A 16,471-nucleotide genomic window follows, 5' to 3' on the forward strand; every position below is an offset into this window, starting at 1 on the left:
AAAGGGTATGCCGTAGGTGGCACATCCTTTTTAACAAAAAGTGCAGGCTGCTTTGTTATTTTAAAACGCTTATACGTTTACGCTTTCCGCCACATCATTATATTCAGCGATTTCATTAAAATTCATGTATTTATAAATTTTATCGCCGTTTTCATTGATAATGCCGATGTTGGCTTGATACTCTTCCACAGTCGGAATTTTGCCCAATTTAGAACAAATCGCCGCCAATTCCGCCGAACCCAAGAACACATTGGTATTTTTACCCAAGCGGTTTGGGAAATTGCGCGTAGAAGTGGACATCACAGTCGCGCCTTCGCGTACTTGCGCTTGGTTGCCCATGCACAATGAACACCCAGGCATTTCCATACGCGCACCTGCACGACCCAACACACCGTAGTGTCCTTCGTCTGACAACTGTTTCGCGTCCATTTTGGTTGGCGGCGCAATCCACAAACGCACAGGCGTATCCGCTTTGCCTTCCAACAATTTAGACGCAGCGCGGAAATGTCCAATATTCGTCATGCACGAACCGATGAACACTTCATCAATTTTCGTACCTGATTTTTCAGACATGAAGCACACGTCATCAGGGTCATTCGGACACGCGATAATCGGCTCTTTGATGTCGTCCATATTGATTTCAATCACGGCAGCGTATTCCGCGTCCTTGTCCGCTTCCAACAGTTGCGGATTGGCAATCCACGCTTCCATTGTCTTAATGCGGCGTTCCAAAGTACGCGCATCTGCATAGCCGTCCGCAATCATGTTTTTCATCAACACGATATTGGATTTCATGTATTCAATAATCGGCTCTTGATTCAATTTAACCGTACAACCAGCCGCCGAGCGTTCCGCAGAAGCGTCTGTCAATTCAAAGGCTTGTTCCACTTTCAAATCTGGTAAACCTTCAATTTCCAAAATGCGACCCGAGAAAATATTTTTCTTACCTGCTTTGGCAACCGTCAGCAAACCTTGTTTAATCGCATACAAAGGAATCGCATTAACCAAATCGCGCAGCGTTACGCCAGCTTGCAGGCTGCCTGAAAAGCGCACCAACACCGACTCAGGCATATCCAACGGCATCACGCCAGTTGCCGCGGCAAACGCCACCAAACCCGAACCTGCTGGGAACGAAATACCAATCGGGAAACGCGTGTGCGAGTCGCCGCCCGTGCCGACTGTGTCAGGCATCAACAAGCGGTTCAACCACGAGTGAATCACGCCATCGCCAGGGCGCAACGATACGCCGCCACGCGTTGAGATAAATTCAGGCAGCTCTTTGTGGGTTTTTACGTCCACAGGTTTCGGATACGCCGCGGTATGGCAGAACGATTGCATCACCAAATCTGCCGAGAAACCCAAACACGCCAAGTCTTTCAATTCATCGCGTGTCATTGGACCTGTTGTGTCTTGTGAACCGACCGTAGTCATGCGTGGTTCGCAGTAAGTGCCGGGGCGAACGCCTTTACCTTCAGGCAGCCCACACGCACGACCAACCATTTTTTGCGCCAACGTAAAACCAGCATTGCTTGCGGCAGGTGCTTGCGGCAAACGGAATTTGTCTGACGCGGGCAAACCCAAGGCTTCACGCGCTTTGGCTGTCAAACCGCGACCAATAATCAAATTAATGCGACCGCCTGCCTGAACTTCGTCCAACAACACTTGCGATTTCAGCTCAAACGTGGACACGGTTTCGCCGTTTTTCACGATTTTGCCCTCGTAAGGGAAAATGTCTACCACGTCACCCATTTTCAGGCTGCTCACATCTACTTCAATCGGCAGTGCGCCGCTATCTTCTTGTGTATTAAAGAAAATCGGGGCAATTTTGCCACCCAAGCACACGCCGCCAAAGCGTTTGTTTGGAACAAAAGGAATGTCTTCGCCTGTATGCCAAATCACGGAATTGGTTGCGGATTTGCGTGATGAACCCGTGCCGACCACATCGCCGACATACGCCACCAAATTGCCTTTGGCTTTCAATTCTTCCAACAATTTGATTGGACCGACTTCGCCCGCTTTATCAGGCGTAATACCGTCGCGTGGATTTTTCAACATTGCCAATGCGTGCAACGGAATATCAGGGCGCGACCAAGCGTCAGGGGCTGGCGACAAATCATCGGTATTGGTTTCGCCATCTACTTTGAACACGGTAACGGTGATTTTTTCAGGTACAGCTTGGCGCGAAGTGAACCATTCCGCGTCCGCCCAAGATTGCAACACGGCTTTGGCGTGTGCGTTGCCTTTGTCGGCTTTTTCTTTCACGTCGTGGAATGAATCAAACATCAACAAAGTATGTTTCAAACCTTCCGCCGCGATTGGGGCTAATTTTTCATTGTCCAACAATTCAATCAATGGGTGAATGTTGTAACCGCCCAGCATCGTGCCTAATAATTTGGCTGCCAATTCAGGCGACACGAGCGGACTGGTTACGCTGCCATCGGCAATCGCCGCCAAAAACGATGCTTTCACTTTGGCAGCATCGTCCACACCAGCAGGGACGCGGTTGGTCAATAAATCAACCAAAAATTCGCCTTCGCCAGCAGGGGGATTTTTCAGCAAATCGGCTAAATCAGCCATTTGTGCGGCGGTCAATGGAAGAGCGGGAATGCCCAAGGCAGCGCGTTCTGCTGCGGCTTGACGGTATTCTTGTAACATTGCTTTGTTCCTTATGTAAATGGTTTTCTTCTTGTTTGACGTTTGCAAACTGTGATAAACGGCTTGAAACTGTCTAAATCATAAACTAATTTTACACAGCTTGGGAATTTTTTTACACGGTAAATTGGGCTATGTGCAGGGACGTGGGTATGGCGGCGCAACGCCATGTACGAACGAGATCATATAGGCAAACGTAAACTTAATTTTGGGCGATATTTATGGCTTGGATTGATTGGTTTAACGGCTGGTCGTTTAAATCTAAAAGCAGCCTGCAATATTGGTCTATCGGCAAGAGCTGTGAGCCGAAGCGGCACATGTGGTCGGTGTCTTGTTGGCAGTCTATTAGGGCGATACCGCAGTCGCGCAAATACGGCACGGCGTGGGCAAAGGCGATTTTGGAGGCGTTGTCGTGCTGGCAAAACATGGATTCGCCATAAAATACGCACCCGATTTGTACGCCATAAAATCCGCCTGCCAAGTGCAGGCTGCCCGCATGGTCGGGATACCAGCATTCAAATGAATGGGCTTTGCCTTGTTGATGTAGTGCGCCGTAGGTTTGTATGATGTCGTGGTTTATCCATGTGCCGTTTTGTCCTGCGCGTGGCACGGTGGAACAGGCGCGAATCACGTCATCAAAGGCGCGATTGACGCTGACTTGGTAGCGTTGTTGGCGCAAGGCTTTGCGTAGATTGTGTCCGATGTGCAATTGGTTTGGAAAGATAACGGCGCGTGGGTGTTGGGTGAACCATAGCCAATAGCCATGTGCTTTGAGCCATGAAAACAGTCCGTTGCGATAAGCAGCCTGCACCATGTTTGGTGTGATGATTTCGCTAGCGGCAATTAAGCCGTCTTGTGGTGTGTTGCTGGGATTGAGCTTGGGGAAATGGGGATTGTCTGGGTCTATAAGTGTGAGCATGGCGTATGATTTATGCAGACTGCTTATTTTTTAAGCAGCCTGCACTTTTTGTTGTGGGTTGAATGATTTAGATGACTTATCCACAAGTTATCCTGTGGATTGTACCGAATCATATGGGTAAAAGTGGATTAGATTCTAACTAGAACAAGGCGACAACGACCGCCGTGTACATCTAGTACATAAGGGAGTTGGCAACGCGGTACTAATCTAAATTTAATTCACTATATTCGTACACGGCGGTCGTTGTCGCCTTGTCATAATCTAAATTTAATCCACTATAGTACATAAAGGCGTTGGCAACGCAGTGCTAGTTTGAAGATAATCCACTGTGTAATGTTTGTACTTTATCCACTTCTTCCACGCTACCCAACACCACCGCTACACGTTGATGTAAGCCAGTCGGTTGAATCTGCAACATATTTTCACGCGCATTGGTGATTTTGCCGCCTGCTTGTTCCACCACCAAGCCCAGCGGATTGGCTTCATACATCAAACGCAATTTGCCTGCTTTGCTGGGGTCGCGGTTGTCTTTGGGATAGAGAAACACGCCGCCGCGCGTCAAAATGCGATGGACTTCTGCCACCATGCTCGCCACCCAGCGCATATTGTAATTTTTGCCGCGCACGCCGTCTTTGCCTGCCAGCAATTCGCCAATATATTGCTGAATCGGCTGCTCCCAGTGGCGTTGGTTGGACATATTGATGGCAAATTCTGCCGTTTGCGTGGGAACTTGCAAAGCAGCCTGCGTTTGAATGAACTCGCCTTGTTCGTTGAGTGTGAACGCTGCCACGCCGTGTTTGAATGTCAGCACCAAAATCGTTTGTACGCCATACAACACATAGCCTGCTGCCACTTGCTTGCTGCCTGCTTGCAAGAACGATTGCGTGTGCAGGCTGCCCGCTGGTTTTGCCAGCACCGAAAAAATCGTGCCAATAGAAATGTTTACATCAATATTAGACGAACCGTCCAACGGGTCAAACAACACCAAATAACCGCCCTGCTCGCTAGTGGCGACAAAATCGTCTTCTTCTTCGCTGGCGATGCCTGCCACATTGGCGTTGTCGCGCAAAGTGTCGATTAAGATTTGATTGGCAAGCACGTCCAATTTTTTTTGCGCTTCGCCCTGAATATTGCCTGTGCCAGCCTCGCCCAACACGCCCGACAACGCGCCCAATCGCACATGACGGCTAATTTGCGTGCAGGCTGCCACGATGCTGCCAACCGTGCTAATCAGCTCGGGTGCAATCACGTATTGTTGGCTGTGTTGTTGCAGATAGTGGGTTAAGGTTTGCATGATGTTCTCCGTTGTTTCATGTAGATTAAAATTGTGTTGATAAAATGCCTATTTATTTTCTTGTATAACAAAATTAAACTGGCGATATATTAAAAACACAAAGAAATTCTATCATGCAATCCAATCCAAACAAAAAGCAGCCTGCACTTTTTTTGGGACACGGCAGCCCAATGAACATGTTGCGCCCCGAATTAGACATCAACCAAAACATCACGCGCATTGCCCAAACCTTTGCCAAACCCAAAGCGATTGTGTGCGTGTCGGCGCATTGGTATGACGGTTTGTGGATAACGGGCGCAGCGCAGCCTGACACCATTTACGATTTTTATGGCTTTCCCGAAGCCTTGTATCAACAAAATTATCCAGCCGCTGGCAGCCCCGAATTGGCGCAACAATTATGCGATTTATTGCCCGAAGCACAAATCCACCCTACTCGCGGTTTAGACCACGGCGCATGGGCGGTGCTGAAATTTTTGTCCCCCCAAGCCGATGTGCCTGTGGTGCAACTGGGTTTGGATTTATCGCAGCCGCCGCAATGGCATTACGAGCAAGCCCAGCGTTTGCGTGTGTTGCGCGAACAAGGCGTGTTGATTGTGGGCAGCGGCAATATTGTGCATAACCTACGCGCCGCGCAACGCACCGACCACGCGCCTGCATACGATTGGGCAGAGCAATTTTTGGCGCACATCAACCATGCGATTGAATATCGCCAGCACGACAACATCATCAACTATCATCAATTTGGCGACGTCGCGCGGCTGTCTGTGCCCACGCCCGAGCATTTGTTGCCGCTGCTGTATGTGTTGGCGCAACAAGACGATAGCGACCGCGTGGCGTTGTTCAATAATCAAATGGATATGGGGTCTATTAGCATGACTTCGGTTTTGCTGCATTGATTGATTAAGCATGCCTACGACATACCCTTTTATAACCAAATCATAGATTTGGACAAAAGGGCAAAGCAGCCTGCACTTTGAATCAACAAAAAGTGCAGGCTGCTTTTTTACTTAATTTTGACTTATTGCAACAAATAATGAATTTCCTTTGACTTTTTACAACCCCTGAAATAGTATTAGACGCGCTTAACTCGCTAAAACCGATTATTTAAAATAGCTAACTGATATAACTAATATTATTTTTATTTGCACACAAAATTAGCAAAATCTGGCGCATATCGTATCGTTATCCGCACCAAAACAGTAAACTACCATCAAAATGATTTTATTTTAAACCTCTCGGAGTAATACTATGGCAACAGACAATCAAACCCCAACCAAACAAGGGCTGCCAACGCTATCCAAAAACACCATTTGGATGATGAGTTTCGGTTTTTTGGGTGTGCAAACCGCGTTTACGCTGCAAAGTTCTCAAATGAGCCGCATTTTCCAAACGCTAGGCGCAGACCCACACAGTTTGGGTTGGTTTTTCATTTTGCCACCGCTCGCTGGCATGATTGTGCAGCCGATCGTGGGGCATTTTTCTGACCGCACTTGGTCGCCGCGTTTGGGTGGTCGCCGTTTGCCGTATTTGATTTATGGCTCGTTGATTGCGGTGATTGTGATGTTGTTGATACCCAATTCAGGTAGCTTGGGTTTGAGTTATGCGATGGCGTTGATGTTTGGTGCGTTGATGATTGCGCTGTTGGACGTGTCGTCTAATATGGCGATGCAGCCATTCAAAATGATGGTCGGCGACATGGTAAACGAAGAACAAAAAAGCTATGCGTATGGCATTCAAAGTTTCTTGGCGAATACAGGCGGTATTGTTGCGTCAATTTTGCCGTTTTTGTTTGCGATTATTGGTTTGAGCAACGTGGCGGAAAAAGGCGTTGTGCCGCAAACGGTTGTCGTGTCGTTTTATGTGGGCGCGGCGTTGTTGATTGTTACCAGCGCATTGACCGTGTTCAAAGTGAAAGAGTACGACCCTGAAACCTATGCGCGTTATCACGGCATTGACGTAAAAGCCAATGAAGAAAAAGTAAGCTGGATTGAATTGCTCAAACGTGCGCCAAAAGCATTTTGGACGGTGTCATTTACGCAATTTTTCTGCTGGTTTGCGTTCCAATATTTGTGGACGTATTCGGCTGGCGCGATTGCAGCGAATGTGTGGAATGCAACCGATGCGGCTTCGGCTGGTTATCAGGAAGCGGGCAACTGGTTTGGCGTGTTGGCGGCGGTGCAATCGGTGGCTGCGGTGGCGTGTTCGTATGTTTTGGCGAAAATTCCCAATCAATATCATAAACAAAGCTATTTTGGCTGCTTGGCGTTGGGCGCGTTGGGCTTCTTGTCTATTGCGTTTGCGACCAATCAATATTTGTTAATCGTGTCGTTTATTTTGGTGGGGATTGCTTGGGCGGGTATTTTGACTTACCCATTGACGATTGTTACCAATGCTTTGTCGGGCAAACACACAGGCACTTATTTGGGTTTGTTTAACACGTCTATTTGTTTGCCGCAAATTGTGGCTTCGTTGTTGAGTTTCGCACTGTTCCCGATGTTGGGCGGTGTGCAAGCAAATATGTTTATCATGGCAGGGATTGTGTTACTGTTGGGCGCATTCTCGGTGTTTTTGATCAAAGAAACGCACGGTAATTAACCATTTCAGGCAGCCTGAAAATGGTGGAAATGTTTCAGGCTGCTTTTTGATACGACAGAAATTTTTATATATAAGCAAATCTACTCCCTCTCCTGTGGGAGAACGGAAAACTTTTCAGCCTTAACTAAAGATTTGTTTTATTCAGCGATTTTTCCCTCTCCCTAGCCCTCTCCCAAAGGAGAGGGAACAAGATTACTGCAACTAAAAGTTTTGTCGTATATTTCAGGCTGCCTGAAAATATGCAGGCTGCTTTTTCAATAAAATTTATCCATTCAAAAATTCAATTTTTTCGCTTCAATTTTCATAAGGAATAACACTATGTATTTGAGAATTATGGACGTTCTGCCATGGGCGATTCGCTCAACCAAATTGGAAAAAGAACACAAACGCTTACAAGAAAGCCTGACCAGTATCGGTAATGGCTACATGGGTATGCGCGGCAATTTTGAAGAAACGTATTCTGCCGACAGCCATTTGGGTACTTACATCGCAGGCGTGTGGTTTCCCGATAAAACGCGTGTGGGTTGGTGGAAAAACGGCTATCCAAAATATTTCGGTAAAGCGATTAACGCCTTAAATTTCAGCAAAGTAGCGATTTTTGTGGACAATCAAGAAGTGGATTTGGCGAAAAATGAAGTTGCTAATTTCGCGATTGAATTGGACATGAAAACAGGCGTATTCCGCCGTCAATTTACCGTGTTTGGCGTGAAATTTGCGATTACCAAATTTTTGTCGGTGGCACAAAAAGAATTAGCCGCCATCCGTTGGGAAATGGTTGCGGTGGACGGCAAAACGCACGAAGTCCGCATCAATTCTATGATTGACGCTGACGTGAAAAACGAAGATTCCAACTACGAAGAAAAATTCTGGCAAGTGTTGGCGCGTGAAGTGAACGCGGAAACTTCGGCGATTGCCACTCAAACCGTTGCCAATCCATTTGGCGTGGAACAATTTATCGTGAACGCGGAACAACATTTCGCAGGCGATTTCAACGTTTCAAGCAGCCAAGAACAAGATTGGCAAGTAAGCAATGAATTTTCAGGCAGCGTTGGCAGCGAAACGCAATTTTTTGAAAAACGTGTGATTATTACCACAAGCCGCGATTATGCTGATTTGGAAGCTGTGCAAAAAGCAGGACGCGAATTGTCTGAAAAAGTGGCTAAACAATCATTTGCCGATTTGTTGGCGGCGCACAAAGCAGGCTGGCTGAAACGTTGGGAAAGCGCGGACGTGGTGATTAGCGGCAACAATGAAGCGCAACAAGGTATCCGCTTCAATTTATTCCAATTATTCGCGACTTACTACGGCGAAGATGCGCGTTTGAATATCGGTCCAAAAGGTTTCACAGGCGAAAAATACGGTGGCGCAACGTATTGGGATACGGAAGCCTATGCTGTGCCGTTGTATTTGGCGTTGGCAGAACCACAAGTTACACGCAACTTGTTGAAATATCGCCACAATCAATTACCGCAAGCGAAACACAACGCAGGACAACAAGGTTTGGCAGGCGCGTTGTACCCAATGGTTACGTTCACAGGCGTGGAATGCCACAACGAATGGGAAATCACGTTTGAAGAAATTCACCGCAACGGTGCGATTGCCTACGCGATTTACAATTACACCAACTACACAGGCGACGAAAGCTATTTGGCAAAAGAAGGCTTGGAAGTGTTGGTAGAAATTTCACGTTTCTGGGCTGACCGCGTGCATTTCTCAAACCGCCACGGCAAATACATGATGCACGGCGTAACCGGTCCAAACGAATACGAAAACAACATCAATAATAACTGGTACACCAACAATTTAGCTGCTTGGGTATTGGAATACACGTCTGCGGCATTGGCAAAATACCCACGCCCAGATTTGAACGTGAGCGCGGAAGAATTGGCAAAATGGGCGGATATTATCGCGAATATGTACCGTCCGTTTGACGCGGAATTGAATGTATTTGTACAACACGATGGTTTCTTGGACAAAGATTTGCGCCCAGTTTCGGCATTGTCCAAAGACGATTTGCCATTGAACCAAAAATGGTCTTGGGACAAAATTTTGCGTTCGCCATTCATCAAACAAGCGGACGTGTTGCAAGGGATTTACTTCTTCGGCGACCGTTTCACATTGGACGAAAAACGCCGCAATTTTGATTTCTACGAACCGATGACCGTTCACGAAAGTTCATTATCGCCATCAATCCACGCGATTTTGGCAGCGGAATTGGGCAAAGAAGAAAAAGCAGTTGAAATGTACCAACGCACGGCGCGTTTGGACTTGGATAATTACAACAACGACACGGAAGACGGTTTGCACATCACGTCTATGACGGGTTCTTGGTTAGGCATTGTGCAAGGTTTCGCACAAATGAAAACTTGGGGCGGCAAATTGAGTTTTGCGCCATTCTTGCCAAGCGTTTGGACAGGTTACGCATTCCACATCAATTATCGCGGTCGCTTGATTAAAGTAACCGTTGATAGCGCAAATGTGAAATTGAATTTGCTCAAAGGCGACGCATTGAAATTGAGCGTTTACGGTCAAGAAGTTGAATTACAAAGCGAATTTGTAACCGCATTGCAACGTGGAGAATAAGCATGACTTTTGAAGCGGTACTTTTTGATTTGGACGGCGTGATTACCGACACGGCGGAATATCATTTTCTCGCGTGGCAAAAGTTGGCGGAAGAATTGGGGATTAGCATTGACCGCCAATTCAACGAGCAACTGAAAGGCGTGTCGCGTGATGATTCGCTCAAACGCATTTTGGTGCACGGCAATAAAACCGTTTCGCCAGAAGAATTTAAGCAATTAACCGAACACAAAAACGCGAATTATTTGACGATGATTGAAGCGGTTTCGCCGAATGATGTTTACGCTGGCATTTTGGATTTGCTCAAAGCGTTGCGTGCGAGTGGTAAAAAAATCGCGTTGGCATCAGCAAGCAAAAATGGCCCGAAATTGTTGCAGCAAATGCAATTAACGGAATATTTTGATTGCATCGCCGACCCTGCAAAAATCGCGCAATCCAAGCCAGCACCTGATATTTTTTTGGCAGCGGCGGCTGGTGTGGATGTAGCGATTGAAAACTGCATTGGCATTGAAGACGCGGCGGCTGGCGTGGCAGCGATTAAAGCGGCTGGCGCGTTGCCGATTGGCGTGGGCAAAGCCAGCGATTTGGGCGATGATATTGCGATTGTGGCTGACACCAGCTTTTTGACGTTGAATTATTTGGAAAACGTTTGGCAAAGCGCGAAGTATAGTTGATTAAAATAAAAATGAGACAAGGCGACAACGCCCGCCGTGTACGATAAGTACATAAGGGCGTTGGCAACGCTGTATCATTGCAATTTTAATCAACTAGAATACCTAAATGCTAAACAAAGCAGCCTGCACTTTGAATCAACAAAAAGTGCAGGCTGCTTTTTACGCTATAATCTTGCCTTTTCAATTTGTTAGGATATTAAAATGGCTTTTGCATCTTTGTTTACCTTGTTGGACGACATCGCATCGGTGCTGGACGATGTGGCACTCATGACCAAAATGGCAGCCAAAAAAACCGCAGGCGTGGTAGGCGACGATTTGGCGTTGAATGCCAACCAAGTAACAGGCGTACAAGCCGACCGCGAATTGCCGATTGTGTGGGCGGTGGCAAAGGGCTCGCTCATCAACAAAGTCATTTTGATTCCCATCGCCCTATTGTTGTCGATTTTTTTGCCAAAGTTGATTACGCCGTTGCTGATGATAGGCGGCGCATATTTGTGTTTTGAAGGTGTAGAAAAATTGCTGCACAAGTTTTTACATCACCACGAAGAAGCGCATGAAGCCACGCACATTCCCGATTCACTCGACAGCGAAAAAGACAAAATCAAAGGTACAATTCGCACCGATTTTATTTTGTCGGCAGAAATCATCATCATCGCGTTGGGTGTGGTACAAGAATCCACGCTCATGGTTAAAATTTTCGCTTTGTCGGCGGTTGGCATCGGCATTACGATTTTTGTTTACGGCTTGGTGGCGATGATTGTCAAAGCCGATGATGTGGGCTTGTATTTGATGCAGGCTGCTTCGTCTGGCAAACGCGCGATTGGACGCATGATTATCGCCATTATGCCTTGGGTGATGCGTGCGCTGGCGTTTGTTGGCACGCTAGCAATGTTCTTGGTGGGTGGCGGCATTTTTACCCACAACATAGACGCGCTGCACCACATTCAATGGAGCAACGCTTTAATTGCCACAGGATTTGATTTAGTCGTAGGCTTGATTGTGGGCGTGATTTGCTGCGCTGTGATTTTGCCGTTGAGCAAAAGATTGGCGGTGAAATAATCACACTAGGATATTGAATAGAAAAAGTGCAGGCTGCTTTTGAAATACTCAAAAAAGCAGCCTGCACTTTTTTTGTTTGATTTAAATCACTCACATCACAAACCCAATTTCGCGCAAACCCAATCCGCCAAATCAGGCTCAATCCGCGCTTCAATCGGCAACACCCAAATGCAATCGGGCGCATGGGTCGGCAATTTCACCGCATCTTTTTCCGTAATCAACACATAATCCGCAGCAGGCAAATCATCAAGCGACAACACCGCGTGGTCAGCCAAAGCCAGCGTTTGCGCCAATTCAATCCCCATATCGCGCAAAGACTGAAAAAACCGTTCGGGACGTGCAATGCCAGCCACCGCCACGCAGGTTTGATTGGGGTGCAGGCTGCTTGGGTCTAGCTTTTCGTTTGCTTGATTGAAGCGATACGGCGCACCGCAAACCACGCTGCTGGCAAATAAATCGTGCGGAAAAACCGTTTGTTCTTGCGCCCACGTTATATCGTCTGCGTTGGCTTGGCTTAACACCACGCCGTCTAATTCGCCCAATCGTGCAATCGGTTCGCGCAGGCTGCCGTTGGGCAACACGTCCAATTCGCTTAATCGGCGCAAATCGGCGGCTGGGAACACGCCAATTTCCATATCGCGGTGCAACGCGTAATGCTGCAAACCATCGTCCGCCACCAACAGTTGAATGTCGGGATAATGCGCCAACAACGCTTGCCCAGTCACATAGCGATTCGCTCCCACCGCCATCGGTGCAGCGGTTTGACGATACAGCATCAACGGTTCATCACCAACATCTGCTGCTTGACTGTGCGCGTGCAGCACATAAATTTCGCTGCTTTGTCTGCCATAGCCGCGACTGATGATGCCAACACGCACGCCACGTTGTTGCAAGCCGCGAACCAAAGCAGCGGTAATGGGCGTTTTGCCCGTGCCACCCGCGTGAATATTGCCCACAATCACCACAGGCACAGGCAATTTTTGGATTTTGTGCGGATTGTGTTGATAGCGTTGGCGACGATGTTGTGCAATCAGCGCAAACAAACGCGAAAGCGGAGTCAGCAAAACACGCAAAATTGGATTGGGCGTTTGCCAATGTTGTTCGATGAGTTGATGTAGTTTCATGTGCAGGCTGCTTTTTTACTACGACTACGCCGTCATTTCTGCATCAAGCAAAAATGACGGCGATGATTGGTTTGATGTAGATTTACTCTTTCTCGCCACCGCGTCGAGTAAACGAAATGCCCAGTTGTTTGAGTTTGCGATACAAATGCGTGCGTTCCAAGCCCACTTTTTGCGCCACGCGGCTCATATTGTGGTTTTCTTGCTGAATGTGGAACTCAAAATAACGGCGTTCCAATTCTTCGCGCAATTCACGCAGCGGCAAGTTGAAGTTAAAACCGCCTTTTACTTCTTGCGCGGTTTCGTTTTGATTAAACTGGCTCAATACGCGCGTTACTGCGCCGTCGTGGACTTCGTTGCCCTCGCAGTTGAGCGCAAGGCTTTTAATCACATTACGAAATTGCTCCAAATTGCCCGGCCAGTCGTATTGGCGCAAGCGGTTGTAGGCGGCTGATGTAAATTTAACGTGCGTTTCTTCTTGCAGGCTACTGGATAATTCGCGCAGAATTTGCCCTGCCAAAAACGGAATGTCTTCAATTTGATGACGCAGCGGCGGCAACGAAATCACCGCGCCCGACAATAAATTGGATAAGCGCGTGTCCGATTGGACGTTTAACCATTCGTTTACAGGTGTGCTGCTGCAACACACAATGCGCACATTGAACCGCTCTGCCTTGCCCAATATCACGCCCATGCTTTGCAAAATACATTTGTCGTATTGTGAAATATCGCCCAAATACAAAATGCCGCCTGATGCTTTTTCCAATAAATCCAAAGGCATACTGGAAATATGTTCGGGTTTATGTGCTTCCACCCAAGGAGTGTTGTTTTTGTGGAATGTCCGCGCCACCGTTTCAAATGGGCAGCCTGCTTCACCCAGCAATAAAACTGCATTATTGTGGCGATACGCTAGTTCTAACTGCTTATTCAATTCTTTAATCACCGCGCTGCTACCCAAATTGTTTGCTGTTATCGGGGCTTGGGTTTGCGATTCGCCGTATTTGAGTGCGCGTTCCACCGTTTGCAACAATTTTTGTAGCGGAATCGGCTTTTCCAAAAAGTCCAACGCGCCGATTTTGGTGGCTTCTACGGCGGTGTCGATGCTGCCGTGTCCGCTCATCATCACCACAGGCATGGTCAGCAAGCCGTTGGTTGCCCATTCTTTGAGCAACGTGATGCCATCGCTATCGGGCATCCAAATATCCAGCAACACCAAAGATGGGCGCGTTTTGATACGCAATTTGCGTGCTTCTTCGGCATTTTCGGCAACAGCAACGGTGTAGCCCTCGTCCTCCAAGGTTTCTTGCAATACTTCACGAATGCCAATTTCATCGTCAACAATTAAAATATCTGTGCTTTTCATGATTATTATTTTTCTGATGGTTCAGTTAAATTTGCTACAAAAGGAAAATAAAGGTTTAGGCACGCACCACCTTCTGCACGATTGTGGAGCGTGATGCGTCCATTATGGTCTTCTACAATTTTTTTCACAACCGCTAGCCCCAAGCCTGTACCATTGGATTTATCGGTTTTATATGGCTCAAAAGCAGCCTGCAACATTTCGTGACTAAACGATTTGCCGTTGTTGCTCACGCTAATGTGAATTTGTTCGTTTTGGATTTGTGTGCTAACCCAAACTTGTGGTTTGACGTCGCTTTCGGCAGCTTCGGCAGCATTTTTGAACAAATTGTGTAACACTTGACGCATTGCCGTGGTATCGGCATTGAGCCACATAGGTATATTACTCAATTCTGTATGGAATGTACAAGGTACACTTTCGTATAGCACCAATACTTCACCAATTAACACATTTAAATCAACAGGTTTCAAACGAATAGACGGCGCACGAGCGTAATTGCGAAAGGCTTCTACCATTTCTTTTAGTGCGGCGACTTGTTTAATGATTGTGTTGGTGGATTTGTCTAGCGTTTGCACATCGGGGTCGGAAAGTTTATCACGCAATTTCCATGCCAATCGCTCGGCAGAAAGCTGGATTGGCGTGAGTGGATTGCGGATTTCGTGTGCCAAGCGTTTTGCCACTTCACCCCATGCGGCTTCTTTTTGCGCTTGAACCAAAGTGGTGATGTTGTCAAACACCAAAACCAAGCCGTTGCCGTTTTCGGCTGGCAGGCGCACGGCTTTGCCCAGCAAAATGCGGCTTTCGTCTTGGGCAAGATAGGTCAATTCAATCGCTTTGTTGGCATTTTCGCTTTCAATCAACGGCGTTAGGGCTTGGTTGAGTGCGTGGTATTGCGGCGATTGCTGCGCCCAGTCTTGCGGATTTTGTCCCAAAATAGCCGACAAAGAACAATCCAAAATCGTTTCTGCGCTGCGATTATAGGTATTCAAGCAGCCTGCACTGTCTAGCGTAATCACGCCTGCGCTCAAACTGTCCAACACGCGCTCCAAATAATGTCGGGCGGCTTCTTGTTCTTGTCGATGCTGCTCATCGGCTTGTTTGGCAATGGCAAGTTGTTCACTCATGTGGTTGAACAACAAAGTTAATTTTCCCAATTCGTCTTGGCGAATAATGTGCAATCGGCGTTGAAAATTGCCTTGCGCCACTTCTCGCGCACCGTCTGCCAACTGCACAATCGGTTCAACAAAACGTCGTGCAAAATACAAGGCAGCCGCAATCGCTAACAAAATCGCCAACAATGCCGCAATCAACAAAGTGACCAAGAAAAAGGTTTGTAAGCCTTTTTGCGCGAAGGCTAGTTCGGCGTATTTGGAACGGGCGGCTTCAATTAATTCGGCATCTTGCGCCACTTGCTGCGGCACGGCTTGGCGGAAAAACAGTGCGTATTGCTGATGATTGTATTTGGGCAACAGCAGCCAGCCGTTGGTATAAAGCGTGTGGTTGATGCTTTCTATGCTGTGATGCGTGTCGGATTGGTGGATTTTGTGCAGGCTGCTTTCGTCCAATTCGGGCGGCGTAAATTGATTGGGATTGCGTTCAACAAGCGGTTGGCGCGTATCTAAATTCCACACGGCAAGATGGGCAAATTCGCGCGCTTCGGTGGTGTTGAGTGCTGGGGCGACATCGTTTTGCTGCATGACTGCGGTTAGCACATGGGCGCGAACCGAAGCAGCCTGCACCATGCTGTGTTGCGCGGCATTGTTCAACGCCGATTGACTGAGTTTTAAACTGCGCTCCAACGCTTCTTTTGTGTCGTTGCCAAACCACGAGTCAATGCTGTATGCAATGAACTGCGCGGCAACGCCCAGCAAGAAAATGGCAGGCAAGGCGGCAACCAACGTGAACATACCCGACAATTTTCGTGCGATGACCGAGCCGAATACTTGGTTGTTTTTGTCGCTTAAAATCAACCAAATATAGCGGACGATGACGGTAAACAGCATCGATGCCAACAAGGCTGCCGCCACCGCAATCCACCAAAAATAAGGCGCAAAACGGCTGTCGCTGTCGGTGGAAAACGTGAGCAAATACAAAACGGCAAATGATGCGATGCCACAGAAAATGAGAAAACGGCGCATGGGAACTCGTGAGTTAATGGATTTGCCGTCATTCCTGCGTAGGCAGGAATCTATCTGGCTGATTCAGTTATAGAAATGG

11 protein-coding genes are annotated in these 16,471 nt (G+C 47.5%); 5 read left to right on the plus strand and 6 right to left on the minus strand.

What is annotated here, in order from left to right:
• Positions 1-69 precede the first annotated feature (69 nt).
• From acnB to BQ5809_RS06950, 3 genes are all read right to left on the minus strand, one after another.
• Positions 70-2,655 carry a bifunctional aconitate hydratase 2/2-methylisocitrate dehydratase gene (gene acnB / locus BQ5809_RS06940; RefSeq protein WP_003787700.1) on the minus strand — a complete coding sequence of 862 codons (2,586 nt, stop codon included), beginning with the start codon at positions 2,653-2,655 and terminating at the stop codon, positions 70-72.
• A gap of 199 nt (positions 2,656-2,854) precedes the next feature.
• The gene (aat, locus tag BQ5809_RS06945; RefSeq protein WP_003787696.1) at positions 2,855-3,571 is read right to left on the minus strand and encodes a leucyl/phenylalanyl-tRNA--protein transferase; all 717 of its coding nucleotides are present in this window, start codon (positions 3,569-3,571) and stop codon (positions 2,855-2,857) included.
• A 307-nt stretch (positions 3,572-3,878) separates the two neighbouring features.
• Positions 3,879-4,865, minus strand: a complete 987-nt coding sequence (locus tag BQ5809_RS06950; protein ID WP_003787695.1) for a class 1 fructose-bisphosphatase — start codon at positions 4,863-4,865, stop codon at positions 3,879-3,881.
• A gap of 113 nt (positions 4,866-4,978) precedes the next feature.
• On the opposite strand from BQ5809_RS06950, the gene ygiD reads away from it, so the two are divergent.
• The 5 genes from ygiD to BQ5809_RS06975 all read left to right on the plus strand — a co-directional run bounded on the left by ygiD (position 4,979) and on the right by BQ5809_RS06975 (position 11,773).
• Positions 4,979-5,761 carry a 4,5-DOPA-extradiol-dioxygenase gene (ygiD, locus tag BQ5809_RS06955; RefSeq protein ID WP_003787693.1) on the plus strand — a complete coding sequence of 261 codons (783 nt, stop codon included), beginning with the start codon at positions 4,979-4,981 and terminating at the stop codon, positions 5,759-5,761.
• Positions 5,762-6,113: 352 nt separating this feature from the next.
• A complete protein-coding gene (locus tag BQ5809_RS06960) occupies positions 6,114-7,460 on the plus strand; it encodes an SLC45 family MFS transporter (protein ID WP_003787691.1) in 1,347 nt (448 codons plus the stop codon).
• A gap of 318 nt (positions 7,461-7,778) precedes the next feature.
• Positions 7,779-10,043: a glycoside hydrolase family 65 protein gene (locus BQ5809_RS06965; protein WP_003787689.1), complete on the plus strand. Its 2,265-nt coding sequence runs from the start codon at positions 7,779-7,781 to the stop codon at positions 10,041-10,043.
• Between the two features lie 2 nt (positions 10,044-10,045).
• Positions 10,046-10,714, plus strand: coding sequence for a beta-phosphoglucomutase (gene pgmB, locus BQ5809_RS06970; protein WP_003787686.1), 669 nt, complete (start codon positions 10,046-10,048; stop codon positions 10,712-10,714).
• Positions 10,715-10,915: 201 nt separating this feature from the next.
• Positions 10,916-11,773, plus strand: coding sequence for a DUF808 domain-containing protein (locus BQ5809_RS06975; RefSeq protein WP_003787681.1), 858 nt, complete (start codon positions 10,916-10,918; stop codon positions 11,771-11,773).
• A gap of 95 nt (positions 11,774-11,868) precedes the next feature.
• Here BQ5809_RS06975 and lpxK read toward each other — a convergent pair whose 3' ends face one another.
• From lpxK to BQ5809_RS06990, 3 genes are all read right to left on the minus strand, one after another.
• The gene (gene lpxK / locus BQ5809_RS06980) at positions 11,869-12,897 is read right to left on the minus strand and encodes a tetraacyldisaccharide 4'-kinase (RefSeq protein ID WP_003787678.1); all 1,029 of its coding nucleotides are present in this window, start codon (positions 12,895-12,897) and stop codon (positions 11,869-11,871) included.
• A gap of 82 nt (positions 12,898-12,979) precedes the next feature.
• Positions 12,980-14,257: a sigma-54-dependent transcriptional regulator gene (locus tag BQ5809_RS06985; RefSeq protein ID WP_032134191.1), complete on the minus strand. Its 1,278-nt coding sequence runs from the start codon at positions 14,255-14,257 to the stop codon at positions 12,980-12,982.
• Positions 14,258-14,262: 5 nt separating this feature from the next.
• Positions 14,263-16,392: a sensor histidine kinase gene (locus tag BQ5809_RS06990; RefSeq protein ID WP_003787675.1), complete on the minus strand. Its 2,130-nt coding sequence runs from the start codon at positions 16,390-16,392 to the stop codon at positions 14,263-14,265.
• Positions 16,393-16,471: the final 79 nt, after the last annotated feature.

It is taken from the genome of Kingella kingae ATCC 23330 (assembly GCF_900111845.1).
In the GTDB taxonomy this organism is placed as follows: Bacteria; Pseudomonadota; Gammaproteobacteria; order Burkholderiales; family Neisseriaceae; genus Kingella; species Kingella kingae.

Excerpts from the sequence above, each read along its gene's own strand:
- acnB (WP_003787700.1), bottom strand. The coding sequence starts at position 2,655 with ATGTTACAAGAATACCGTCAAGCCGCAGCAGAACGCGCTGCCTTGGGC.
- aat (WP_003787696.1), bottom strand. The coding sequence starts at position 3,571 with ATGCTCACACTTATAGACCCAGACAATCCCCATTTCCCCAAGCTCAAT.
- BQ5809_RS06950 (WP_003787695.1), bottom strand. The coding sequence starts at position 4,865 with ATGCAAACCTTAACCCACTATCTGCAACAACACAGCCAACAATACGTG.
- ygiD (WP_003787693.1), top strand. The coding sequence starts at position 4,979 with ATGCAATCCAATCCAAACAAAAAGCAGCCTGCACTTTTTTTGGGACAC.
- BQ5809_RS06960 (WP_003787691.1), top strand. The coding sequence starts at position 6,114 with ATGGCAACAGACAATCAAACCCCAACCAAACAAGGGCTGCCAACGCTA.
- BQ5809_RS06965 (WP_003787689.1), top strand. The coding sequence starts at position 7,779 with ATGTATTTGAGAATTATGGACGTTCTGCCATGGGCGATTCGCTCAACC.
- pgmB (WP_003787686.1), top strand. The coding sequence starts at position 10,046 with ATGACTTTTGAAGCGGTACTTTTTGATTTGGACGGCGTGATTACCGAC.
- BQ5809_RS06975 (WP_003787681.1), top strand. The coding sequence starts at position 10,916 with ATGGCTTTTGCATCTTTGTTTACCTTGTTGGACGACATCGCATCGGTG.
- lpxK (WP_003787678.1), bottom strand. The coding sequence starts at position 12,897 with ATGAAACTACATCAACTCATCGAACAACATTGGCAAACGCCCAATCCA.
- BQ5809_RS06985 (WP_032134191.1), bottom strand. The coding sequence starts at position 14,257 with ATGAAAAGCACAGATATTTTAATTGTTGACGATGAAATTGGCATTCGT.
- BQ5809_RS06990 (WP_003787675.1), bottom strand. The coding sequence starts at position 16,392 with ATGCGCCGTTTTCTCATTTTCTGTGGCATCGCATCATTTGCCGTTTTG.